Here is a 23,934-nt window from a genome sequence, read left to right as displayed (position 1 = left end):
CGCGCCGCTACAATCACATATACATAAGGATTGCGTAATTGCCCAATTTTAAAGACAGTCCAGCTGGGGCATGTTAAAATTATCACGATACCAGAGGGTCTTGCTCATGCCTAAAACAGCTTACTTAACTGTAGAAAATAAAGTACGTAACCTTGCAGCTGCTCACCATGTTTCTGCAAGTCGCGACGATACCAGCAGAATGGCTGTAGCGATAACACGTCTTGCTGGTGATACTGTCGAACTGGACACCGTGGAACAGATGCTTGTGAATTTAAAACGTAAAGGCGTCCTCACAAAATCGGAGATCCTTTCCATCCAAGCAGATTATCTCAGAGAAAAAAGAGATGCTGATAAGAATCTGAATGCATGACATTTGATCCTTTTGGTGATTTCAACACTGCTGGTTACTTACAGAACTCGTTAGGATTGAAAAATCCAAATGAAGTTAAGGAATCAGAACATCTGGCTTTTGAATCGAGTATTGAAGATGCGCTGGATTACCTGGCCAGACTCGAAGTCATTGATTATGACGACGTACTGAAGGTTCATGAGATCCTGTTTTCTGGCTTTTACCCTTGGGCGGGTAAAGACAGAAATGCATTAGTTCCTCATCTGGCAGTTTTTAAAGGTTCGCCAGAAAATCCTCGACATACCACTTTCGAACACCCCCATTATATCCGACCTGCAATTGACTACGCTTTACGCCTGGCTTCAAATCAAGATGGTTTTAAAAATAAGCCAGGGGAAGTGATGGGGGCATTAGCTTTTGCACATCCCTTTCTCGATGGCAATGGGCGAACATTACTTCTTGTTTTTATGGAACTTTCATATCGGGCTGGCTTCTCAATAGATTGGGGGAAGACCAACAAAGATGAATATCTAAGTGCGCTTAGTGAAGAAATAGCGGAGCCTTCCAAAGGCCATCTTGATAAATATTTGAATCCATTAATCGTTGAAATTTCAAGCCGAAATGATTGGCCTAAAATGATTGGCGGAATAAAAGGATTAGACGGCCTCGATAAAGATGATGTGACGTATGAGAGCCTGGATAATCCTGAAGTACAACGAATATATAAAGAGGATTCATATTTCTCATATCGTGTAAAAAAATACGACAATGATTAATTTACCCGGATATTCTGCGATTTAATATGTTGCCAAAAACGTTCCGCTGCCAGATTCAGCCTCGCGCCCGACCGATACACATAGGCCGAGATCGGTAACGACAAGGTGCCATCCAGAATCATCAGCTTGCCCTCACGCAGTTCACGCTGAATCGAATATTGCGGCAACCACCCCACCCCATGTCCGTTTACAATCATACGTTTAAGCAACTCACTCATCGAGGAAACGAAGCTGAGGGTAAAGGTATTGTCAGGGATCTTATCGATCACCTGATTCACCTGACGGCCCATATAACTGTCGTTGGCATATTTCATCAATGGCAACCCGCCGTCGTTGAGCCGAAACAACGGTCTGCCATCAACATCACAGGGTGAAACCAGATGCAAAAATGAATCGAATATTTTGTGGTGGATAAAGGGGTAATTCATAAACTCTTCGTTGTAGAAGGTCAGAATAAAGTCGCTTTTCCCTTCTTTGAGGTTATATACCGCCTCATCCACGTTGATGGATTCAACATAATGAATCCTTTCAGCGCTGTCGGCAAAACCGGCAATTAACGTCGGAAGCAACAAAACCGACAGTGAGGGAGCGGCGTCGAATTTGATACTCTGACGGAAATTGTCCAGTCCTTTGATCCGATTCAGTTGGTAATCCATATCATCCAGCATATTGCGGGCGTAGCCGACAAAACTTTTACCCTGGCGGGTAAGCTGCAATGGATTAACGCTGCGGTCGAAAATGGCGAAGCCAATCGCTGATTCCAGCGACTGAATACGACGGCTGAATGAAGACTGGGAAATGTTGCGCTTTTCAGCGGCTAACGTGAAGCTCCGTGTCTCTTCCAGAGCGATAACATCATAAAACCACTTCACTTCCAGATTACTGACCATCGCGCTGATTCTCACAAAATCTTATTTGCCGCTATGCAAATTATGCATGGCATATAGAAATTATGCAATCAATGCATCTGAATGTTGGTGCTAGTATCCTGAACAGTTGCATAACTGAACTTCGCCATTTCATTAACAGCTCAGTTAACTATCAAACAAACTATCGGCCGCAGTGCTATGCAGCCCAATATTCAGCCAGCAATCAGTCAGGTATAACATGTCCAGCTCTGAGAAGATTAAAACAGCCCTGTCAGATTTAGGGATCACCCGCGTAAGCGAAGTGATCTATAACCCCGATTATGACCTGCTTATCGCACATGAAACCTCGGCAACGCTTGACGGCTATGAACGCGGCATCATGACTGCTTCCGGGGCGGTCGCGGTCGATACCGGTGAATTTACCGGCCGCTCGCCGAAGGACAAATATATTGTCCGTGATGAGCTAACCAGAGATACCGTTTGGTGGTCTGATGCGGGTACTGGCCGTAATGATAACAAGCCACTTTCCCCGTCGGTGTGGGCTGAGCTGCGTCATCTGGTATCAAACCAGTTATCTGGCAAGCAACTTTACGTGGTGGACGCCTGGTGTGGTGCCAGCAATGACTCAAGACTGGCGGTGCGCTTTATTACCGAGGTAGCCTGGCAGGCTCACTTTGTGAAAAACATGTTTATCCCGCCTTTAGCAGAAGAGCTGGAAAATTTTGAACCTGATTTTATTGTGATGAACGGATCAAAATGCACCAATCCGAACTGGCAGACGCAGGGTCTCAACTCTGAAAATTTCGTCGCATTTAACCTGACCGAAAAGATGCAGCTGATTGGCGGCACCTGGTACGGCGGAGAAATGAAGAAAGGCCTGTTCTCGGTGATGAACTATTTTCTGCCGCAGCGCGGTATCGCCTCTATGCATTGTTCCGCCAACCGTGGCGCAGCGGGCGATGTGGCGTTGTTCTTCGGTCTTTCCGGCACCGGTAAGACCACCCTCTCCACCGATCCGCTGCGCGAGCTGATTGGTGATGATGAGCATGGCTGGGATAACGAAGGTGTCTTTAACTTTGAAGGCGGCTGCTATGCCAAAACCATCAATCTGAGTGAAGCGGCAGAGCCAGAGATTTACCGTGCTATTCGCCGCGATGCGCTACTGGAAAACGTGGTGGTGCGTGAAGATGGTTCAGTCGATTATGCCGACGGCAGTAAAACCGAGAACACCCGTGTTTCATACCCGCTGGCACATATTGAAAACATCGTTAAACCGGTTTCCCGTGCGGGCAATCCATCCAAAGTGATTTTCCTCGCGGCAGACGGTTTTGGTGTGTTACCGCCCGTATCACGCCTGACGACCGACCAGATGAAATACCACTTCCTGTCTGGTTTTACCTCTAAACTGGCCGGGACGGAACGTGGTATTACCCAACCAACCCCAACCTTTTCTGCCTGCTATGGTGCCGCCTTCCTGATGTTGCATCCGACGCAATACGCGGAAGTGCTGGCGGAGAAAATGGCGGAAAGCGGTGCTGAAGCCTGGTTGGTCAACACCGGCTGGAATGGCGAAGGTAAACGACTTTCTCTGCGAGATACCCGCAATATTATTCGTGGCATTCTGGACGACAGTATCGTTCTCGGTGATAACACGCTGCCGGTATTTGGCCTGCTGATCCCGGATGCTGTGCCAGAGGTGGAGTCTCACCAGCTTGACCCACGCAACGGCTGGGCAAGCGCGGAACAATGGCACGATGCAGCAGACAAACTCGCCAGCCTGTTTGTTGCTAACTTCAGTCAATATGCGCAAACCCCGGAAGGTGCCCGTATTGCACTGGCGGGTCCAAACCTGGCGTAATTTATCTGCGACCCGTCACTGCGCTTGCAGATGACGGGTCACGCTGCCGTAATAGTTGAGGGTTGTCGTTCAGCTCGTACTTCACGGAATTCAGCAGCGAGACGGAATGCGTCAACATCTCGTATCGATACAACAACAGCATTAACGTTCCCGGTGATTCATTCCTTAACCAGGGAAACTTAATAAACAATGTCCTGATGCTATCCCTTGTTTCCGCCTCCGACTTAACATCGATTGTGCGCAAAAATGCGGAACACATCGACTGATCCAGCTTTGACAAATCGGCTTTGCTGGCATCCCATGCCGCTTTAGCCGCAGCTCCGTTTAACTCCCCTGCGTAAATATGCTCAACCAGCGACGTGGTGATCTTTTCTAAACTGAGTCTATCCTTATCAGGCGCAAGTAACTGCACTTCATGAATTAACATCAGCCATTTGATTTCATCGCTAATAATAATATTTAACAACTTCTGTAACAGATGGCAGCGTTTCTTCACGCACTCCCAGCACAACATAATCTGATCAGATCCAGGAAGAACAGCACTGTCAACTGGTGGCAAATATACGGGTAACTGCGAGATGAAGGGTAAACATGAGTCCGTTGTTATGGTTGCCGACGGAAAACGCACCTCCATCAGGGACCTCTCATGGTCACAGGCTGGCGCAGCCATAAGCCGAGCTTTTTCAGCGTTTGCATATTTTATTACCTCACGGACAACTTTCTCTTGTGGATTAATACCAGCCCAAAAGGCGGCTTTTGTCAGTTGGTGCCAGGTTAAGTGCTCATCCGGAAACGCTTTCAGAAGCTTTACAAGCCATTCAAATTGTTGAGCCACCTTGCGGACCAATTTTCCGGGTTGATTGTGTTGTATCCAAAGACTCATGTCCGTTGTGATGTCGGCGTCAGCGATACTCCAGCAAGTACTAAGAAGATTAAAATGAGGTATATTCGTGCCACATGCTTTTAGCTTTTGCTGCCAGGCAGAAGGGGTGAGCATGATATTTTTTTCAATTAACTTCTCTGCCATAAGAAACATGGATCTTCTCTGATCCAGTTCAGGATACATATTCGTGATGTTATTGTATATTCCAACAAAATCTTCATCAACGCGCTTGTGTTTAAACGAAACAATCCCCTCGATAACTTGTTGATTAACTATCAAACCACGGCAATTCATTTTATAAATAAATTTTTTTATTTTCGGCACGGTTAATATACAGTCATCGCAATGGAAAATGATGTCCTGTAACGCTTCAGTTTGGGTCAGGGGATTACTCAGCAATTTAAATTTTTGTATGATAATATCATCAAGTTCCGATGTGCTGGTGTAAATTACAGAAGATATCGTCGTAGAACTTTGCGATACCGTTATCTGCTGTAAGGGTAACTGAAGAGGAGTTGCCGTTGACAGGGTCGCCGACGCGCCTGGAACGACATTTGATGCAGGCATTCTGATCATAAAAACCCCATTGAAAGCCGAGAAGCTAAATATTGAAACGCGGAACGACGAAAACTTATTTCGTGAAAGAAGAGATACACTCTCGAATAGCGTACTTATTATAGTGCACATACCCGATAATCTTTCTCAACCACGGTAATAACTCAGTAATGAAGAGAGCCGCATGATGAATAACATCATGACAGGCACAACAGCAAGATATGTATATTCATGATATTAGATGTTAAGACTTGTGTTATTAAGAGTAATTTTCCACCTTTTCAGTTCTTTAGACTATCCCATTAGCCGCTGATGTAATCAGGAGTACGAACGTCAACCTACGGCGCTCTTGCACCATGAAAGTTATCTGAAAAGATGTGAATCAGACCTTTTTTGTGATTCCCACGACAAATTCGCATTATCACGCTGGCTGGAAGGTGCCTGGATCTCGCACAATGGAATATATATACCAACATGAATATATATTCATGCAGTACAGGATACTTCGACGAGCCGCATGGATCGGCGTGTAAGCCGGACATCGGCATTCGCATCATAGCCGTGGTTTAAGGAGAACATCTTATGAGTACCTGGAACTACCCAAAATTTGGCGCGGGCTTGTGGCACTTCGCTAACTATGTTGACCGTTATGCGGTGGATGGTTATGGACCCGCGCTGAGTACGCTGGAGCAGATTCGCATCGCTGGTACAGTAGAAGATCTTTCGTATGTTGATGTCCCCTATCCCTTTACCGAAGGTGTCAGTGTCAGCGATGTCAAACAGGCCCTGGCGGACGCGGGCTTAAAAGCTATCGGGGTTACCCCGGAGATCTACTTACGTCGTTTTTCACGGGGTGCATTTACCAACCCGGACCCGACTTTGCGCAAACAGGCATTTGAACTGATGCATGAAGCCGCCAGTGTGGTACGCGAATTAGGGGCTAACTATGTCAAGGTTTGGCCAGGTCAGGATGGTTGGGATTATCCATTCCAGGTCGACCATAAAAATCTCTGGCGACTGGCGGTTGATGGCATGCGCGAGTTGGCGAGTGCGAACCCGGATGTTAAATTTGCCATTGAATACAAACCGCGTGAGCCTCGGGTAAAAATGACCTGGGACTCAGCTGCACGTACATTACTGGGTATTGAGGAAATGGGGCTGGATAATGTGGGTATCCTGCTGGATTTCGGTCATGCCTTATTTGCCGGAGAGTCCCCTGCCGGTTCCGCGCAACTGATTATCGATCATGGCCGCTTGTTCGGCATGGATGTGAACGATAACCTACGCGGCTGGGATGATGACCTGGTGGTGGGAACGGTACATTTGACCGAGATCTTCGAGTTCTTCTACGTACTGAAGATCAATAACTGGCAGGGTGTCTGGCAGTTGGATCAGTTCCCATTCCGCGAGGATAATGTGGAAGCAGCTAACCTGTCGATTCGGTTTCTAAAGCATGTGTATCGTGCGTTGGATAAGTTGGATATTGTGGCGTTGCAGGCTGCGCAGGTGGAGCAGAATCCGCTGCTGGCGCAGAGGATTATTCAGAATGCGCTGCTGACGGCTATTGAGGAGTGATGAAGTAACAGTTTTATTACCAAGAAGAAGCGGTTTACTACATAGAATCCTTGACTGGTGAGCAGGCGGCTACTAAGAGCCGCCTGCCATACTCATTATGCTGCCATGACTTCCGTCTGTAGAAAGCCGTTAAGAGTCAGATAAAACAGGTTTCTTCTTTTTTCAAAGAAAGTATAGGTGAGCTGTGATTTGTACTCTCGTAATTTTTTAAGTGTAATGAGTAATGTCTCGCAAATTCGTTCATCGTCCCAGCCGCGAAGAATAAGCAGAAAAACACGCATTCTTGCGCTGTCGTCTTTTTCCTTGAAGGGTTTTACTTTCTTGAATTCCTTGGTACCTTTAAAAAAATCGAATATATCATAACTCCGCACATCAAGAGCGAAAAAAGAAACATTACAGATTGACTGAAGAATGAAAACTTCCAGTTCATTATTGAAAATCAAGACAACATTCTTTGTTCTGGAATTGACATCACCACGACTCAATAAAACCAAAAAATGATGAATATCACAAACAATATAAAATTGTCTTGGGCGATTGATACTTTGCAACAAGCCATCAATTGCAGATCCTATAAACTTATTATGTAGCTGCATGAGAAATAGATCTTTTTTTATCACAATGTCACCATTGAATATATCATTGCGAGATAAAAATTCAGCTAATCAGTTGTAATTGGTAACACTGATCACCTGTAAAATTCGAAGTAAATTTGCAAATGGCCATACTTATAAGTAATGCAAACCTGTTAAGAGCAATACTATTAATGTAAACCAAACTGTGGCACAAAACCCCACAACTAATGACCAGGCACGTAGATTTGACATGATATCACCTCACATCAAGTAATGTTTCGGCATGATTAATAAGCTGCCTTATTGATAAACCCTTTAAATATAGTCAGAAAGATTATTTTCAAATCTACCCAGACACTCCACATACGAATATACTCAAGATCAAAGTCAATTCGTTTCTGCATTTTCTCAAGAGTATCAGTTTCGCCACGCCATCCCTTTATTTGAGCAAGTCCAGTAATACCAGGCTTAACTTTATGACGCAACATATACCCCTGAATAAGAAAACGATACTGCTCATTATGTGCAACAGCATGTGGCCGTGGACCAACTACAGACATGTGACCAAAAAATACGTTGAAAAATTGCGGTAATTCGTCCAACGAGGTATTGCGCAAGAAACGACCAATAGGTGTAACACGGAGATCATTTTTTGTTGCCTGTGTAACAGCGCTACCATTTTCCATTACAGACATAGAACGAAACTTCCATACTGATATTGGTTTGCCATCCATTCCATAACGAGTCTGTCGGAAAATAACAGGGCCTGGAGACGTTAACTTGACGGCACAAGCTATAGTTAATAATACAGGTGAAATAAGAAGCAAAACAAATCCAGACACCAGAATATCTTCAACTCTCTTAAAAATACGATTGATTCCTATAAAAGGTGTATCGAACAATGGCACAACAGGAACACCATTAATTTCTTCTGTACGCGATTGCAGAATATTGAAAGTAAAAACATCAGGTACCAATAAAACAGAGCAAGTCGTATCTGTCAACTGTCTCACCAACTCACTGATACGAGCTTCATCTTTCATGTTCATTGCAATATAAACACGATCAACTTTCCCTTCACGCGCATCATTTACCAAACTAGAGATGTTGCCGGCATAAGGGACACCATCAAGGTTATTCGAGAAAGCATCATCATAAACACCTTTTACAACGAAGCCGAGCCATGGTGATTTTTCGAAACTTTTTAGTAACGCGATACCAGCAGGCATGCTACCAGCAATGCAAACACGTCGCGTGTTATATCCATATTTTCTTAGCATACCTGCCAGTAAACGAATACCAGTACGACTTGCAACAAATGCGACAGAAACTAAAATAAACCAATGTGCGAAAAGAAGATTTAAAAAAGAAGAAGTTGGTACTTGCCTGCTAATAAACCATGTAAAACTTAATGTTAACAACCAATTTCTCAAAACAGTAAAAATCTCTAGTGATATAGACACTCCTCTCCATGAACGATAAAAGTCAGTGATTCCGCTTATCGTCTGGAAGATAAAAATACCAGCCATCGCGATTAGCTGCGATTGGGCAGAAAAAGGCTGATTATTAAATGAGGTGACAATGTAAAGACCCACAAATATGATTAGCACATCCGATATGCGTTGCACTATAGATATCAATGATACATTGGGTTTGGGGGAAGCTACATGCTGTAATGTTGTCATGATATGGATCTCATTAGTGATTAAATGGCGTCCTCACTGGAAAAACAAAAAAGAGGACACCTACCCTATTTACTATTTATATAGGTGCAATGAATACGCGATAAATATGAAGTGTGACTTTACAATTAGTATTATTATCACTGCCGTAACGCAGATAAAATCTCTTCAGTTTTAGAAAGCATCAAAGAAGGCTTTCCTCTTGACTCAACATTGAGACGAACTACAGGTTCAGTATTTGAACTGCGTAGATTGAAACGCCAGTCATCAAACTCCAAACTTATGCCGTCAGTATGATCGACAACATTGGCCTCTGATTGATACAGATCCAGTACACGTTTGATTGCAGCAGGAGCATCAGAAACAGTGCTATTAATCTCGCCTGATGTAGGGTAAGCATTAACACACTCTTCGACTAAAGCATTTAAAGATAAACCACGTAATGAAACTAATTCAGCAACCAGAAGCCAGGGAATCATACCACTATCGCAATATGCAAAATCTCTGAAATAGTGATGAGCACTCATCTCACCACCATATACGGCATCTTCACTACGCATTCTTTCTTTGATGAATGCATGCCCGGTTTTCGACATCACAGGAACCCCTCCCGCTCTGGTAACAATGTCAACAGTGTTCCAGCTTAAACGGGGGTCGTGAATAATGCGTGCAGCAGGATTTTTCTCCAGGAATGCAGCGGCCAAAAGCCCTACGATATAATAACCTTCAATGAAGTTGCCTTGGTGGTCAAAGAAAAAACATCTGTCAAAATCACCATCAAAAGCAATGCCGAAGTCAGCCTGATTGGCAATGACTGCATCACTAGTATGATGGCGGCATTCTGGCAATAAAGGATTAGGAATCCCATTAGGGAAAGTGCCGTCGGGTGAGTGATGTACCTTAACTAAATCGACAGGAATTGAGAATTTTTGGAAACGTTCTTCAAGGGCGTCAATTACCTGCCCAGCAGCACCATTCCCACTGTTTACAACAATTTTTAATGGGCGAGTGAAGTTTTTAAGGTCAACAAAATCAAGAAGGCAGTTGACGTAGGATTCCATGACGGAATGTTGCTGATAAGAACCTCGTTGAAAAGGATTCACGTCAGCAAAATTGTTTACCTCGGCCAGTCGTTGGATTTCCTTTAAACCAGTGTCACCACTGATGGGTTTAGAATCCTCTCGAACAAGTTTCATTCCGTTGTAATCTATCGGGTTATGACTTGCAGTAACTTCAATACCACCGCTTGTTTTCAACCATGAGGTAGCAAAATAGATCTCCTCAGTACCAGTCATGCCCAAGTCTATAACATTCGATCCTGAATCCATTAATCCTTTGGCTAAAGCTAATTTGAGCGTTTCACTGGTCAAACGGACATCTGCACCGAGTACAACCGTTTCCGGTTTAAGATATTCACCGAATGCTCGGCCGATACGGTAAGCTATATCTTCATTTAACTCTTCACCCAGTTTTCCGCGGATATCATACGCTTTAAAACAAGTCATTTTTTTAGTCATTTTTATTCTCGTTTAGTAATGAGCTTTTAATCTGATAATGTCGTCATCGCCCAGGTAAGAACCTGATTCTATTTCCAGTAATTCCAGAGGGATCTTCCCTGGGTTTTCCAACATATGAACCACCCCAGGAGGAATAAAAGTAGATTGGTTCTCTGTAAGTAAAAAAACTCTGTCATCTAAGGTCACTTCAGCCGTCCCGGATAAAACGACCCAGTGCTCTGCACGATGAAGATGCTTTTGTAATGAAAACTTCCCACCTGGTTTTACGGTTACACGATTAACGTGATATCGCGGAGCGGTAACAACCTCATCATGCCGGCCCCAGGGGCGATAAGATTCTCGATGTAGTCTGAACTCTTTTCTGTTGTGAACTTTCAGATGTTGAATAACTTTCTTAACGTCCTGAACTTTCGTCTTATCAATAATAAGTACCGCGTCTTTAGTATTAACAATTACTAAATTCTCAACTCCAATGGCGGCAACGAAAGTGTCATCTGTATTTATATAGCAGTTCTCAGCATCTGAAACGAAAACATCTCCTGTTAAGCAATTCCCACGTTCATCTCTGGAGTTAACCTCCCATAAGGCTGACCACGAGCCAACATCATTCCAACCAGCATCAAGTGGAATAACAACAGCATCGGATGTCTTTTCCATAACAGCATAATCAATTGACTCTTCCGGACATGTTCTAAATTGCTCGGTGTCAATACGAATGAAATCTTGCGAATTATCCCTGTTAAGTTTCGACATGGATTTATTACAGGCTTCTAAAATATCCGGGCGAAACTTACCTAATTCTTCGAGATACCGTTTGGCTTTGAAGAGAAACATGCCGCTATTCCAGTAATACTCTCCACTAACAAAGTATTCATTAGCTGTTTCTAAGTTTGGTTTTTCTACAAACCGTTGAACACCAAAAGCTGGAGTATCATTATACATTTCACCCCGTTGGATATAACCGTAACCCGTTTCAGCAGCCGTTGGGACGATACCGAAAATACATAATTTCCCGTCGTGAGCATAGGGTAGCGCTTTCTTTATTACATCATGAAATGCATTCTTATCTTCTATAACATGATCTGCAGCCAATACCAGCAAAAGGGGATCGTCATTATTCTTAACGGCCTGAAGTGCAGCAAGAGCGATTGCAGGTGCGGTATTTCTTCCAACAGGTTCAAGAATGATATCGCTATGTGGTAGATCAATCTGTCTTAATTGTTCAGCGGCCAAGAAGCGATGCTGTTCATTGCAGATTAACAACGGGGCGTGGGTATCAAGGCCATTTAGACGCACGATCGTTTCCTGCAACATTGATAACTCACCACTTAGACGCAGGAACTGTTTAGGATAGGTTTCTCTGGACATAGGCCAAAGACGACTACCTGTTCCGCCAGCCATGACAACGGGAAGTATCATTTTTACCTCGATGAATTAATTATCGAACGATAAGTTAAAGTTTATAAAGTTGAATGCCGTCTAGCAGGTTTTTAGGTTCTGATTTACTTATCCTTAAAGAATCACCCAAATCATCCCACAAAAAAAATCGACCAATTTTCACATATGACAAGCCATCATTACCTTCCGTTTCTATTTCACCTACTGAAAACCCTGACATTAAATTCATCTGGTTTTGTGCATTCTGATCAACCTCAATGACAACAGGTTTTTTAGACTTGTTATAGATTGATATTGAACCGAATGAATTAATTTTGAAAACATCATTACCCTCAAGATCTGTGACATTGAAAGCATCACCACGTCCAGATTGAACAATTTTTTTAATTTTCTTTGTGCTTGAAATCTGGAACAAAGACTCTCCATTCAGTGTTGAATCTGCTACGCTGACCACTTTGTCACTATAACTAGTGTTGTCATATAGGTCTGTCAGAAGTTCAGCGTCAGCTCCTTCACTTAACTCCAAAAGGAATCTGGGTTTTTCGCTTTTTTTAGAATAAGAATAATGGGTATTTCCATTTAGATTAACACCAACAACGTTCTTCGCTAAAAAGACATTAGAATATACCCCACTGACTTTCCTTGAATTATTGAAGAAAAAATTACCAGCAATGATATGCCCTTGAGTATTAGGAGAAACAGACTCTATAGATATAGCCGTCTTCCCATTACTATTAATTACATTATTAGAAAAATATCCGTTTATAGCATTTCTCTGAAGCAAGACTCCATTTTCACTGTTAAAATAAACATCACAATTAGCGATTCGATACGTCGGCTGTGTAATAACAATTCCATTACCATTCTTTGTGTAACCAATCGAACTATGCGAAATATTCCAATCAACACCATTAATAACCACTGAATCCAGATGTGAGTACTCAATTTGACAATTTTCAATGACACCCATATGTCTGCCATGGGAGGAGTATAAACAATTACCAGTAAAGCTGTTGATATTACAATTATACATAATGATTGATGGGGAGTATTTCTTGGTATTGTTCGACGATATGAATACTCCCGTTAGTTTATTTTCCAGGCTAATTGCTCTGGCTGAAATAGTGAGGTCATAGAAGGTTGGTGACTCAAGGCAGTTAATTGAGATAAAATTCCCTGATGTATCTGGAAGGGGAACCAAGGCCGCTTCGACCCTTCTGCCAGCACCTTGAATGATTAACGGTCCATTAATATAAAGGTTTCTTGATCTGTAAATACATGAAGAAAGGATCAATTTGTGATTTATGGCAGCATCTAGCGCTTTCTGTAATGCTTTAGTATCATCCGTTATACCATCTCCAATGGCACCGAAAAACTCCGGACGATAGTTCCCGTCAAATTTCCTCTTCCATCTTTTATTATTAATTACTATAACTGTTCCATTATCATCCTTACTCACCTTGTCATTTTTATCATAGTAGAAAACACCCCCTCCCTTTCCACTACCATTCCGATATTCATGAAGAACAACCTGGACTCTTTCACCTGAAGGTTCAAATGTTCTCAACTCATCAATATTATTAAAAAAAACATATTTTATTTCTTTTTTTATCTCTAAATCATGATGTAATGATGGCTGAACAGAAGAATCAGATGCCGACGTTCTTAACACGCCAAAGACTGCAGCCACTGCAGCAGCACCTTTCAAGAAAGCCTTTCTACGTTCCATAAGGAGCCCCAAGAAAAATCTTTCAGTGGGTGGAAATTAAATAGCGCAAAACAAAACTAAAATTCTTGATATAACGAGGTAGTAATCTTTTCGGATTGCTCAATGCTCTAAACAACCATTCAAGACTTAATTTCTGCATCCATGCAGGCGCTCTCTTTTGCTTGCCTGTAAGAAAATCGAGAGATGCACCGATACAAAAAACAAAAAAATTAGCATTATTTCTTCTTTGATACTTATCTAACAGTCGGCAGGCAACAATTTCCTGAGCGGGAGAGCCTACAGCCAAAAAAACCAAATCAGGATTACTTTCATGTATAAAATCCACACATTTCTCAACTTCGTCAGGATTCTTGGTAAAGCCCATAGGGGGATTATGATGTTCTATTTTTGAAAGCGAATATTGTTTTTTTAATTCGATCACACTAACAGAATCGCTGCCAATGATAGTTACACGATAGTTTTTTATCCATTGTGAAGCTATTATGTCACGGGTGAGGTCACTACCAGGAACAACATTATTTATCCTATTACCTTTTAAATAAGATAAAATCTTAACGATACGGCTGTCACATAAACGAAAATCTGCACGTTCATAAGCCTCTACAAAAGCCGTATCAGAATTTATGCTTAATCGTTGAAAATGGTCAATATTAGGCGTAACTACAACTTTGATTGATCTATCTTCATCACTTATTAAATTGGCCTGAACGATATCAACAAACTGCCGTAAAGAGACGTCATTTATGGTCAGGCCATTAAATTCAGATTTGTTAATCATAATAACCTTAAGATAGACTGTTTAAGATGATTTTTTTAAGTCTGGTATTCTTTCTTTCATACCAGTTACTCGCTTCAACACTACAATTTATAAGTTCCTCATCACCAAGCTGTGACGATAATGCATTCTTAACCTCTTTAATCATGGCTTCATGATCAGCAGCACTTTTTACATATGAAGGTGCATCTTCAATACCCCTAAGTGCGAACCGTGAAGCGATAGTTGGCACCCCCAAGGTAATTGCATCTAAAGTTTTAATTTGAACACCGGCTCCGGACACTGATGGTATGACTACCATTCGAGAAGAAAGCATGAACTCCTCTGCACTCTGCACAAAACCCAAATATGAAACGTTAGAATACTTGTCTTTTAACCACTGTGCTCCTTTACCTGCGACATGAATAGTTATGTCATCTGGCAGTTTTGGGTATACCTGATCGAAGAACCACTCCAATCCTTTAGAATTTGCACTCCATGTCCAGGTACCTATGATCGAAATATCGCAATTTATGTGCGTTCTTAGTGACTTTTTTCTAGGCTCAATCATCGGTAAGGGTTCGAACAACACTAGCTTTTCATCTTTAACCTTGATCTGATTCTTGTAAAACATCAAATCATCACTACTTAATGACCACACTTGATTGCATTTAGATATGGCTTTATTTTCTAGTCTTGAGATGCTTTTTGCTTCTCTCAAAAAAATTGTTTTCTTTATAACACCCTGACTTTTCTTATAAAGATCGAAATACAAATCACTTTCAACATTATGACTAATAAAAATAACCTTTAAGTTCGGAGGCAAATAATCCAACATCCATAAAATCTGAGTGTGATCAATAAAAACATAATTGTATGAATTCTTTTTTATTAGTTCATTTACTTTATTGATGTAAGACTTTCCGTAGTACTTAATTACTGAGAATGACTTGTTAGAGACGATAGCGCTGATGAGCCACTTTATGGTTTGAAACTTATTACCGCTAGTTTCTATAATTCGTTCATCTACGCTATGAAAATTTTCTTCTTTCTTCTCTGTAGACTCATGCATTCTCTTATAGCCAACAACATCAACATATACACCCAGTTCAGACATCTTACAGATCAAATTCTTGCTTACTGATTCACCACCAGAGCTTGCACGGTAAGGTAGTACAGTAGTTAAAAAGAGCGCGCGCATAGAACCTCATTTTTTAAATAATCTAATGCTATTTTTAATATATATACTGGAATAAGTGTGAGTATTAAATTCATTCCTGAGATATTCATAGGCGTTATTGCTAATCTTCTCGGCTAAAGCACTGTTAGACCAAAGCAGATTGATACTTTCATTAAATTTCTCTTTATTACCAATAGGTACAAACAAACACGTTTCATTGTCTATGCCGTAATCTTCAAGACCAGGTGTGTAATTTATTATTACTGGTTTCCTGGCAGCTGCAGCTTCGAGAAGTGTTGTTATTCCACTCGCATGAAAGTTGAATTTCAAGGGGATGATTACCATCTCGCAATTACGATACAAATAAACCATTTCATTATAATTTGCTCGCATCAACATAATATTATTATTTTTAAATTTCTTTAATTGGTGAGCAGGACTACCAGAACATACGATGAATTTTTTTTCAGGGTTCCCCCCTGCAACAATATCCAACAAGTCTAAGTCTCTATGCTCGTCGGTACCAACAGATAGAATATAGTTTCTATGGTTGAAATTATGCGGTTTGCTTCCAGTTGCTAGAGGACCATATGCAGCGAAATTTATACCGTATCGAGTATAAAGTAACTTATCATTCGGGACTCTATAGTGGGTGATGAACTCTTGCTCCTCAGATTTAGACAGATAAAAAATCTTATCTATTTTACCTAACCTCTTTGAAATTCTCTTTTTTTTATTTGAATCAAATTTCTGCGTGTGATCGATTAACCAAACAAAATTTGCTATATGCTTACAAAACAACCTGCCAATTAACGGGATTTCTTTTAGTCTGGCTATGAAGAGAGCATCTCTGTCTAAATGAGTCCAGACAACATCATACTTCATTAATAAAATTGGTAATTTTAAAAGATAAAGATAAATTTTACCTATTTTATTTTCTTTGAAGAAGATTCTCTCAACTCTTGAAAAGGAACAATATTCGACAGAAAAATCCTTTGTCGCTGCGTTTCCGTATCCATAGAGCATCGTGTCATTTCTCATCCCTAATGCATACTCTGACTCCCACTGTTTAGCTAAAATGGTATGTCTTAACCCTAAGAAAACCAGAGCTTTCATCCTCTCTCCTTATAAATACTCAAAAATCGTGTTTTTCCAAACAAATAGACAAAAACCATCATAACAAGTATTTGGTAAGGTCTAAAAAACAACCCACCAGTAAAGATTGAATTAATAAATAAAGTTGTAAAAAGAAAAGTAAATATCTGACTATTATTCTTTCCAAATGATTTCAACCACAAATGGCTAAACCATACAAATCCGATAATGAAAATGATAAAACCATAGGTATAAACCACCCCCAACAACCCAACATCCAGAGGGCTGAATTTAACATTAGAAAAACTCGCATCCCCTTGATTGCTAAGATACCCATTCCCCATGATAAAATTATTCAGAAAGTTTTCACCCATCATTCTAAATATTTTCAGCCTGGTCAACGATGAACTATCTGACAAGTTAAAGTCGTTAAGTAGCGTTTGATAAAGATTTATAAGTTGATCATATGTAAAATATATTATAAGGAATGCCGCTGTGGTTATAAAAGCAAGCACTAATATCAACACATACCTCAGTCTATAAACTGCAGGCCTAATCATCGATAACCCCATCGCTAAAACCATAGCGAGGATGAACATACGTCCCTGATAATAAAAAACAATATAGATAATTGAAAAACACATCGCACCTAAATTTATCAACTTCTTGTTAGTTGTCTTTAGTCTTAGCCATCCACAACACAAAAGCATGAATGGGAAAAATATATCAAATCTAAATCTGTAACTTCCATCACTCCTCGTATCTACAAGTAGATTCCCACTTGTCAAGTAGTACTCTTCTGCATTCAGAGTGTATGTGAGATAAACCCAAAGCAAGGTTATGAATAGTGACAGATAGAATATCAGCATTACTAAATAATCGAAAAATTCACTGTGTTCCGTTATCTGTTTAACACGGAAGATTATGGCGAACAAAAAAATAATTGCACATGTAATAAACGCCACTCTAAAGGTTAACAGACTGATTATAATGCCTTGACCATAGTTTATGTATGACATCAAAGAGCAAATAACATCCATAGAAACGATAATTATTGCAACAAATAAAATATCATACCCAACAGACCTATAATGTTCTTTATTAACACAAACTATAAGAAATAAAAAAACGAATACAACACCAAGTGCACCTATCTCTAAGAAGTAATAGAGAGGAATATTTAATAACTCGAGTGACCTTGAACTGAAAACAAGCGAGACAACGAACAATACACAGAGAAATCGTTCATTTAGACTTAACTTATTATGCATTTTTAATCACTTTTTGATATAAAGTCTCATACTGTGAGCAGATATTTCCTGAGGAAAACATTTCAACAACAGCTTCATCAAGCAGATAAGCCGCTGGTTTCATTATGCATTCAATTGAAAATTCATCCATAGCATGGATACTTTGAAAAAGTTCAGCAATTTCGCCCGTGCCGCCACTGAGATTCGTGAAAGTTGGCACACCTGCCAGACCGAGTTCCACAATGATCCTTCCAAATGGTTCATTCCATTTTGTCGGGAGAACAACAGCATCAACCTGATTGATAAACTCTTCCACACCCATAAAACCTATCAATTGAACATTTGACCGCTCGCAGTCATTCTTTAAATCTATACTCAAGGACTCGAGAGCTCCCGCTGCTATAAACTCGACGTTGTCGTTTGTTTCTTGGGTAGTTCTGGCCAGTTGACAAAATCTGTCCAACCCCTTTTCAACAGTTAATCTCCCTATGAATCCTACAACTAATTTTTTGCCTGCTTTTCTGTTTCTTTCCATTTTAGTAACAGTATTATAGATATATTTGTGATTGCCTCTGTTTGCAAAACCGGCTGAACGATGAATCTTCGACATATATTCGCTGATGCCGACAAATGTGCTCACACGATGAGATATTCGGCTTTTGATCCACGATAAAATTTTAACTTCGAAACCGTAAGGATCAATGTTCTTTCCATTACGAAACAATGCTGCATTAAGATGCAACATATAGTAGTCACGCGTAGTATGAACTATCTTTACGTTTTTTTTGCTTAGTGTCATCCATGTCAAACACGAAAAGCAAAAAAGGTTATTGGTATGGGCAATGTCAGGTCTAAAGTCCTCAATTTCATTCTTGATTTTTTTCTGCATTCTAATATTGAAAAAATCATTAGCATGAAAAATCAGCTTATCAACAATACTTAACTTTTTATTAGCAAATGGCCAAAACACACTCTCATGGCCAACTGATACCGATTCTACGCCATTAATAATTTCTTTTATCCTGACACCTCGGTCATTAACCGATAAGACCCTAACGGTATGGCCTCGCTTGACCAGAGATTCAGCTAAAAGTCTGACTGAAACCTCTGCCCCGCCTACCTTGTATGGATAATACAACGTATTTATCATCAGAATTCGCATCAATTTTAAACCTTAATTTTAATGAAAAACATGATTGAGATGATCAGGCGAAGAATGCTTCCGGCAATCAATGCATAAATTGCTCCCCACAATCCATACTCTGTGCCATAGAAAAAAATTATTATAAAAAGCAAAAATCCTAATGCTTGCCTTCCAATGATGAGTAATTGGTTACCAGAAATCAGTGCTTTTTGACTCAGTATCCATGCCAATCCATTTATTGAAAGATTAAGGATTATGAATGGCAGGTACTCATGCGAGGACAGATATTTTTCTCCAAATGCCAATACAATGAGCATCTTGGAAAGTACAAAAGAGAGAGCAACACCGACAACCCCTCCAAGAATAGCGGTCAGAATCACTGCTTTGTCGTGATTTTTTTTATAAATATATCCAGAAAATAAATAATCTGCCAAGGTGTTGTAAAACTTTAAAGGCAAAGTATTAAATGCCGCAGCCGTTGAGTATAAACCCAATGGCGTAATACCGATATACTTCCCTATTAGATATTTATCCATATTGTTAGTTATAACACCAAAAACCTGCATCAAATACTGCTTAACATAATATTTGTAAAACTCCCTTCTCTCGATCTTTCCGTTGATAGATATGAGTTTCATTACTTGTGCTATGAATATGACACCCGTGATGGCACCTACCAAATTCGAACTTACCGCCAGAATAATTGCTTCACTGGCAGTGATTGACTCTTGCGTTATGTAGCAAAAGGCTGTAATTAAAAAGAAACTAAATGGCGTCACAAATACATAGACTTTATATAATCTAAGGCCATCTTGTAACTTCAACAGCTCAGATGATAGCTGTATAAAACATAATGAAACCACCTGAGCTGCAAATAGAATCGATCTATTTTCGTTGCTCTCGAACAAAAGCCTCACAACAATGGCCAGCAACAAAATTGATGTCAGCAAACCCAGAAGTTTCTCATAACCTTTCTTTTGGTTATTCCGAATGCAAAAAGCAATAGTATTCCCTGCACCAGATATGAAAAATGACGAGAATATGGTGGTTGTAACAATAAAAAGCTGAACTATTCCTCTATCGTCTACATTCAAAAGTCGCGTCATCAAAACGGCCTGAAGAAATGATACTACCACGCTGCCAAAACTAGCACTCAGAATTTTGAGAATACTTCTAATTTGCTCAATCATGGATTACTCAGCTAATAGCTCCGCATTACTTATTTTATTAGTCCACTGGTTATAGTAACCGCTGTTTTTACCATATGCGTTATCGATAACACCATTTGGAACTTCTAATAGACAAGAAAAAATGTGGCCGTGCATTCGCGATGTGACGACTTTCTCATGTGATGTAAAAAATAACGCATACCTATCTACCATTTTCTTCGTGTGATTAAACCAAATCCAATTAGATAGCCTCTTCAGTGAGGTTATTTTGTATACACTCCCTGCCCCATCCAACTTGCGACACAACATCCTAATTCTAAAATCTTCCGATTTTAATATATCTTCCCAATCAACTGTACTGGTTGTTTTGCTAACAAGTTTATCTTGCAGCTGATTAATCTCTTTATCTTTTCTTATTAAAAACAATGTGCCTTTGTTTTTTTCAGCTCTGGGGAGTTTCCCCCATAAACTATGAGCCATGTCAGGCATTAGGTAACTTTTATCGGTGAACTTTCTAAATACCTCAAGACTTCTTGTATCTCTTGAAAAGATCACCAAATTTTTATGCTGCCTGAATATTTCAGCAGATTTATTTTCTTCTTCTTCAGAACTGAAATATGCAGTTTGCGGTAAAATTACTACGGCATTATTTTTAAAGCTTTTAGCCACATCTTCTCTGAACTTTTGGTATTCAGGATACAGATCGCCAAAGTTACCGCCACCATGCATCAGTATTGTTGTATTTTTACCAACATAATTTTTGATATCTGCGATTGAATATCGTGCATGACTCCTTCTTGCTTTGACTTTTATTCCATGTTCTAAAAAAAAATTCTCCGTCCCATGATAGATAAGCAAATCGCCGACATTAAGGTGTAAAGGATAATCAAGGTATATAACATCATTTCTATCTTTGATATATGCCAGAATACTTTGTAATTGATCTTTCAGGCTTTGCTGGTTCATGTTTAACCCTTAAATTATTTCTTATCCGAGTCGTAGCTATAACCATAGCTATAATAAGAATTAGTACTTTTCTTAACTGCGTTAAGAATGGCACCTTTGACTATAATTCCGCTGTCCTCAAATCTTCTTTTACTGAACTCAATTTCTTTAGCAGTATTTGTTTCATACCTTGCAACTAACAAATTAGTGCCGACATATTGTCCAATTATTGCTGCATCCGTTACTGCTAAGATTGGAGGTGTATCAACAATGACCAGGTCATAGTTCTCTGAAGCCCATGCCAGCAACTCTTGTAAACGATGGTGCATTAATAGCTCAGATGGATTTGGTGGTACAGCACCTCTTGATATAAAAGTCAGACTATCCGTTTTACTTTTTAGTATTTCATTAATTGATGATTTTCCGGAGAGATACTCTGATAATCCTTTATCATTAACTTTATTTAAAACGATATGAGATTTACCTTTTCTCATATCTGCATCTATCAGTAATACGCGTTTCTTTATTTCAGAGACAATTACTGCAAGATTACTACTGATAAATGATTTCCCACTTTCGGGACTGGCCCCTGAGATCATTACAACGTTGTTCTTAGCCTCCATCATTGCAAAATGAAGACTTGTTCTAAGACTGCGCAGGGCTTCTATAGCGAGATCCGCTGGGTTCTCAATTGAAAGAATTTCATTTTGATTTTTTTCATTTCTTTTTCTTTTCAGTAATTTCTGACTATTTTTGTCCTGCCATTCTGAGAATGGGATGTTTGCATAAACATTTATGCCGAGAACCTCTAAATCATCCGGCTTTTCAATTCCTTTCCTGATTAAGATTTTTATTAAAATATAAATCACGGTCAGGAAACCACCCAGAAGTGTCCCAATTAACACCACGAGTATTTTTTTCGGCTTGACGGGTTCAGGCTCAGTCACTGCTGGGTCGATAATTCTGACGTTTCCAATAGCGCTCGACTTTGAAATACTTAATTCCTGCTGTCTGTTTAATAGTTGCATGTACACAGCTCTTCCGGAATCAACATCTCTACTCAATCTAATAATTTCCTGTTGAGTTGATGGCATTCCATTTACGGCTTCATTAAGTTTGTTTTTTTCCTGCGACAATGTCCTCTTTTTTTCTAACAATGCTTTATAAGTAGGATGGTCTTTTGTGTATAGTTGAGAAATTTCAGCTTCGCGAAATGTTAACTCATTGATCTGATTATCAACATTCACGATTTGGTTCAGTACAGTCTGTGCTTCCATTGATAAGTCAACAGAATCTTTTTGCCTTCTGTAATCATTTAACCTATCTTCGGCCTTATCCAAATCATCCCGAACCTTGGGCAATTGAACTTTTAAAAATTCCAGGCTTTTCTCATCCTGAGCAGCTTGCCTCTCAACATTTTGTTCAAGATAGTTGTTACTGATGCTATCTAAAATGCTTTTTATTTTATTATTATCCTCACCGGTTAATGTGAGAATTAACATCCCGGTGTCTTTACCCTCATCATCAACATTGTAAAACTTTTTAATATTATTTATTGCCTTGAGAAAACCAACAGTACTTACAGTAAAGCTAGTCCCAGGGTCAGCGTCAATATTGTTAACCATAATGGTAACCGCTTTATTATTCAGAAGCTCACCAACACGCCCCTTATAATCCACATCATTTACAGTTATTTTATATTCATTTCTGTTTAAAACTTCTATGTCAGCATCAATATCCTTCCCATCAACCTGCGAAAGATATAATCTTGTTATATCAAGTTTGCCTTTTTTCTGTCCAGTCATTCTTGCCCAACCACTACCAAAAACTGGGAAGTAATCTTGCTTGACATTTATTTCCAGATTGAGGTCTTCAACCGTCTTTCCAAGAACCATTCTCGACTGGAGCAATGTAATCTCTGGAGCGGAGGGTTGAGTACCCGTGGGCAGAACCTGATTCAACGTATCCAGAATTTCGTTACCCTGTTTTTGTTCTACCTGTATCAATGCATCGGCCTGATATACGGGACTCGCGAATAATGCATAAACAACTGAAATAACTGCAAAAATTGCTGTAACTGATATGATTAGTTTTTTTCTATCTAATATTTCACCTGCGATTTTACCAATATCTATTTCATCAGTAATAGCGTTGGTTATTCTACCTTCAGTCCGGTTAATCATAAAATTTCTCGATTCGTTAAATAAGTTTTTCAATCCAGCTTACGCATGATTTTTCAATAAGCCTGAAAACATGGTCAAAGGCGGCCTCGCTTTTACCATATGGGTCTGGTATCTCTTTTTTATCAAGCCAATGCCCCAGAAGCATAGTCTTGCCTCTTAACTCTGGCGCCATTTCACTGATCAATTCGATATGCTTTTGTTCCATGACTAACAAAATGTCGTATTCTTTAGCAATTCTTGTGGTTAATTGACGTCCAACGTGTCCGCTAAGATCGATACCGTTTTTAAACGAAACTTCAATTGCCATCTTATCTGCTGCTTCGTCTACAACAGCCTTCACTCCTGCAGATGCAACTGTAAAGTCAGTAAGTTTTTTTTTAAAAAAATATTCGGCCATTGGTGACCGGCATATATTTCCGGTACAAACCACCAGAATTGAGTCAAACAT

20 protein-coding genes are annotated in these 23,934 nt (G+C 40.0%); 4 read left to right on the top strand and 16 right to left on the bottom strand.

Translation table 11 applies throughout. From position 1 onward, the window contains the following. The first annotated feature begins 106 nt into the window (after positions 1 to 106). Together L579_RS16825 and L579_RS16820 are read left to right on the top strand one after the other, a co-directional pair. Positions 107 to 370, top strand: coding sequence for a hypothetical protein (locus L579_RS16825; protein ID WP_036627055.1), 264 nt, complete (start codon positions 107 to 109; stop codon positions 368 to 370). Then, on the top strand, positions 367 to 1,125 hold the full coding sequence (locus tag L579_RS16820) for a Fic/DOC family protein (RefSeq protein WP_036627053.1): 759 nt from the start codon (positions 367 to 369) through the stop codon (positions 1,123 to 1,125). Before L579_RS16825 ends, L579_RS16820 begins: the two co-directional genes overlap by 4 nt. On the opposite strand, the gene L579_RS16815 is transcribed toward L579_RS16820, so the two are convergent. Continuing rightward, a complete protein-coding gene (locus L579_RS16815) occupies positions 1,122 to 2,015 on the bottom strand; it encodes a LysR substrate-binding domain-containing protein (protein WP_021185381.1) in 894 nt (297 codons plus the stop codon). The genes L579_RS16820 and L579_RS16815 overlap by 4 nt on opposite strands. A gap of 217 nt (positions 2,016 to 2,232) precedes the next feature. Between L579_RS16815 and pckA the strand changes: the two genes are divergently transcribed. Beyond that, positions 2,233 to 3,852 carry a phosphoenolpyruvate carboxykinase (ATP) gene (pckA, locus tag L579_RS16810; RefSeq protein WP_021185380.1) on the top strand — a complete coding sequence of 540 codons (1,620 nt, stop codon included), beginning with the start codon at positions 2,233 to 2,235 and terminating at the stop codon, positions 3,850 to 3,852. Position 3,853: 1 nt separating this feature from the next. On the opposite strand, the gene L579_RS16805 is transcribed toward pckA, so the two are convergent. After that, complete coding sequence (locus L579_RS16805; protein WP_036627051.1) at positions 3,854 to 5,311, bottom strand: hypothetical protein; 1,458 nt, start codon at positions 5,309 to 5,311, stop codon at positions 3,854 to 3,856. A gap of 561 nt (positions 5,312 to 5,872) precedes the next feature. On the opposite strand from L579_RS16805, the gene L579_RS16800 reads away from it, so the two are divergent. Next, positions 5,873 to 6,865 (top strand): sugar phosphate isomerase/epimerase family protein, encoded by a 993-nt coding sequence (locus tag L579_RS16800; protein WP_021185378.1) that lies wholly within the window; start codon positions 5,873 to 5,875, stop codon positions 6,863 to 6,865. A 95-nt stretch (positions 6,866 to 6,960) separates the two neighbouring features. On the opposite strand, the gene L579_RS16795 is transcribed toward L579_RS16800, so the two are convergent. The 14 genes from L579_RS16795 to L579_RS16730 all read right to left on the bottom strand — a co-directional run bounded on the left by L579_RS16795 (position 6,961) and on the right by L579_RS16730 (position 23,934). Continuing rightward, positions 6,961 to 7,461 carry a hypothetical protein gene (locus tag L579_RS16795; RefSeq protein ID WP_235056603.1) on the bottom strand — a complete coding sequence of 167 codons (501 nt, stop codon included), beginning with the start codon at positions 7,459 to 7,461 and terminating at the stop codon, positions 6,961 to 6,963. A 266-nt stretch (positions 7,462 to 7,727) separates the two neighbouring features. Further along, positions 7,728 to 9,125 (bottom strand): undecaprenyl-phosphate glucose phosphotransferase, encoded by a 1,398-nt coding sequence (gene wcaJ, locus L579_RS16790; protein ID WP_021185377.1) that lies wholly within the window; start codon positions 9,123 to 9,125, stop codon positions 7,728 to 7,730. A gap of 137 nt (positions 9,126 to 9,262) precedes the next feature. Beyond that, complete coding sequence (locus L579_RS16785; RefSeq protein ID WP_021185376.1) at positions 9,263 to 10,639, bottom strand: phosphomannomutase/phosphoglucomutase; 1,377 nt, start codon at positions 10,637 to 10,639, stop codon at positions 9,263 to 9,265. Positions 10,640 to 10,651: 12 nt separating this feature from the next. Then, positions 10,652 to 12,058 (bottom strand): mannose-1-phosphate guanylyltransferase/mannose-6-phosphate isomerase, encoded by a 1,407-nt coding sequence (locus L579_RS16780; protein WP_021185375.1) that lies wholly within the window; start codon positions 12,056 to 12,058, stop codon positions 10,652 to 10,654. Between the two features lie 34 nt (positions 12,059 to 12,092). Beyond that, entirely contained in the window at positions 12,093 to 13,766 is a 1,674-nt protein-coding gene (locus L579_RS16775) for a right-handed parallel beta-helix repeat-containing protein (protein WP_021185374.1), read from the bottom strand. Positions 13,767 to 13,788: 22 nt separating this feature from the next. After that, on the bottom strand, positions 13,789 to 14,544 hold the full coding sequence (locus tag L579_RS16770; RefSeq protein ID WP_051337985.1) for a WecB/TagA/CpsF family glycosyltransferase: 756 nt from the start codon (positions 14,542 to 14,544) through the stop codon (positions 13,789 to 13,791). A 7-nt stretch (positions 14,545 to 14,551) separates the two neighbouring features. Further along, positions 14,552 to 15,721, bottom strand: coding sequence for a glycosyltransferase (locus tag L579_RS16765; protein WP_021185373.1), 1,170 nt, complete (start codon positions 15,719 to 15,721; stop codon positions 14,552 to 14,554). A 6-nt stretch (positions 15,722 to 15,727) separates the two neighbouring features. Then, positions 15,728 to 16,816: a glycosyltransferase family 4 protein gene (locus L579_RS16760; RefSeq protein ID WP_021185372.1), complete on the bottom strand. Its 1,089-nt coding sequence runs from the start codon at positions 16,814 to 16,816 to the stop codon at positions 15,728 to 15,730. Beyond that, entirely contained in the window at positions 16,813 to 17,583 is a 771-nt protein-coding gene (locus tag L579_RS24195) for a hypothetical protein (RefSeq protein ID WP_235056602.1), read from the bottom strand. Before L579_RS24195 ends, L579_RS16760 begins: the two co-directional genes overlap by 4 nt. A 475-nt stretch (positions 17,584 to 18,058) precedes the next feature. Further along, on the bottom strand, positions 18,059 to 19,207 hold the full coding sequence (locus L579_RS16750; protein WP_021185370.1) for a glycosyltransferase: 1,149 nt from the start codon (positions 19,205 to 19,207) through the stop codon (positions 18,059 to 18,061). A gap of 5 nt (positions 19,208 to 19,212) precedes the next feature. Continuing rightward, positions 19,213 to 20,379 (bottom strand): lipopolysaccharide biosynthesis protein, encoded by a 1,167-nt coding sequence (locus L579_RS16745; protein ID WP_021185369.1) that lies wholly within the window; start codon positions 20,377 to 20,379, stop codon positions 19,213 to 19,215. 3 nt (positions 20,380 to 20,382) lie between these two features. Then, on the bottom strand, positions 20,383 to 21,324 hold the full coding sequence (locus tag L579_RS16740; protein WP_021185368.1) for a polysaccharide pyruvyl transferase family protein: 942 nt from the start codon (positions 21,322 to 21,324) through the stop codon (positions 20,383 to 20,385). Between the two features lie 14 nt (positions 21,325 to 21,338). Then, a complete protein-coding gene (locus tag L579_RS16735) occupies positions 21,339 to 23,486 on the bottom strand; it encodes a polysaccharide biosynthesis tyrosine autokinase (RefSeq protein ID WP_021185367.1) in 2,148 nt (715 codons plus the stop codon). A 16-nt stretch (positions 23,487 to 23,502) separates the two neighbouring features. Further along, positions 23,503 to 23,934, bottom strand: a complete 432-nt coding sequence (locus tag L579_RS16730; protein ID WP_036627046.1) for an arsenate reductase/protein-tyrosine-phosphatase family protein — start codon at positions 23,932 to 23,934, stop codon at positions 23,503 to 23,505.

This window comes from Pantoea sp. AS-PWVM4 (assembly GCF_000468095.1).
GTDB classification, from domain to species: Bacteria; Pseudomonadota; Gammaproteobacteria; order Enterobacterales; family Enterobacteriaceae; genus Pantoea; species Pantoea phytobeneficialis.
This window is presented reverse-complemented; position numbering and strand designations above follow the sequence as displayed.

Coding starts and splice junctions, on each gene's coding strand:
- L579_RS16735 (WP_021185367.1), bottom strand. CDS start 23,486: ATGATTAACCGGACTGAAGGTAGAATAACCAACGCTATTACTGATGAA.
- L579_RS16745 (WP_021185369.1), bottom strand. CDS start 20,379: ATGATTGAGCAAATTAGAAGTATTCTCAAAATTCTGAGTGCTAGTTTT.
- pckA (WP_021185380.1), top strand. CDS start 2,233: ATGTCCAGCTCTGAGAAGATTAAAACAGCCCTGTCAGATTTAGGGATC.
- L579_RS16825 (WP_036627055.1), top strand. CDS start 107: ATGCCTAAAACAGCTTACTTAACTGTAGAAAATAAAGTACGTAACCTT.
- L579_RS16785 (WP_021185376.1), bottom strand. CDS start 10,639: ATGACTAAAAAAATGACTTGTTTTAAAGCGTATGATATCCGCGGAAAA.
- L579_RS16815 (WP_021185381.1), bottom strand. CDS start 2,015: ATGGTCAGTAATCTGGAAGTGAAGTGGTTTTATGATGTTATCGCTCTG.
- L579_RS16800 (WP_021185378.1), top strand. CDS start 5,873: ATGAGTACCTGGAACTACCCAAAATTTGGCGCGGGCTTGTGGCACTTC.
- L579_RS16730 (WP_036627046.1), bottom strand. CDS start 23,934: ATGTTTGACTCAATTCTGGTGGTTTGTACCGGAAATATATGCCGGTCA.
- L579_RS16775 (WP_021185374.1), bottom strand. CDS start 13,766: ATGGAACGTAGAAAGGCTTTCTTGAAAGGTGCTGCTGCAGTGGCTGCA.
- L579_RS16795 (WP_235056603.1), bottom strand. CDS start 7,461: ATGCAGCTACATAATAAGTTTATAGGATCTGCAATTGATGGCTTGTTG.
- L579_RS16760 (WP_021185372.1), bottom strand. CDS start 16,816: ATGAAAGCTCTGGTTTTCTTAGGGTTAAGACATACCATTTTAGCTAAA.
- L579_RS16750 (WP_021185370.1), bottom strand. CDS start 19,207: ATGCGAATTCTGATGATAAATACGTTGTATTATCCATACAAGGTAGGC.
- L579_RS16780 (WP_021185375.1), bottom strand. CDS start 12,058: ATGATACTTCCCGTTGTCATGGCTGGCGGAACAGGTAGTCGTCTTTGG.
- wcaJ (WP_021185377.1), bottom strand. CDS start 9,125: ATGACAACATTACAGCATGTAGCTTCCCCCAAACCCAATGTATCATTG.
- L579_RS16740 (WP_021185368.1), bottom strand. CDS start 21,324: ATGAACCAGCAAAGCCTGAAAGATCAATTACAAAGTATTCTGGCATAT.
- L579_RS16805 (WP_036627051.1), bottom strand. CDS start 5,311: ATGATCAGAATGCCTGCATCAAATGTCGTTCCAGGCGCGTCGGCGACC.
- L579_RS16765 (WP_021185373.1), bottom strand. CDS start 15,721: ATGCGCGCGCTCTTTTTAACTACTGTACTACCTTACCGTGCAAGCTCT.
- L579_RS16770 (WP_051337985.1), bottom strand. CDS start 14,544: ATGATTAACAAATCTGAATTTAATGGCCTGACCATAAATGACGTCTCT.
- L579_RS16820 (WP_036627053.1), top strand. CDS start 367: ATGACATTTGATCCTTTTGGTGATTTCAACACTGCTGGTTACTTACAG.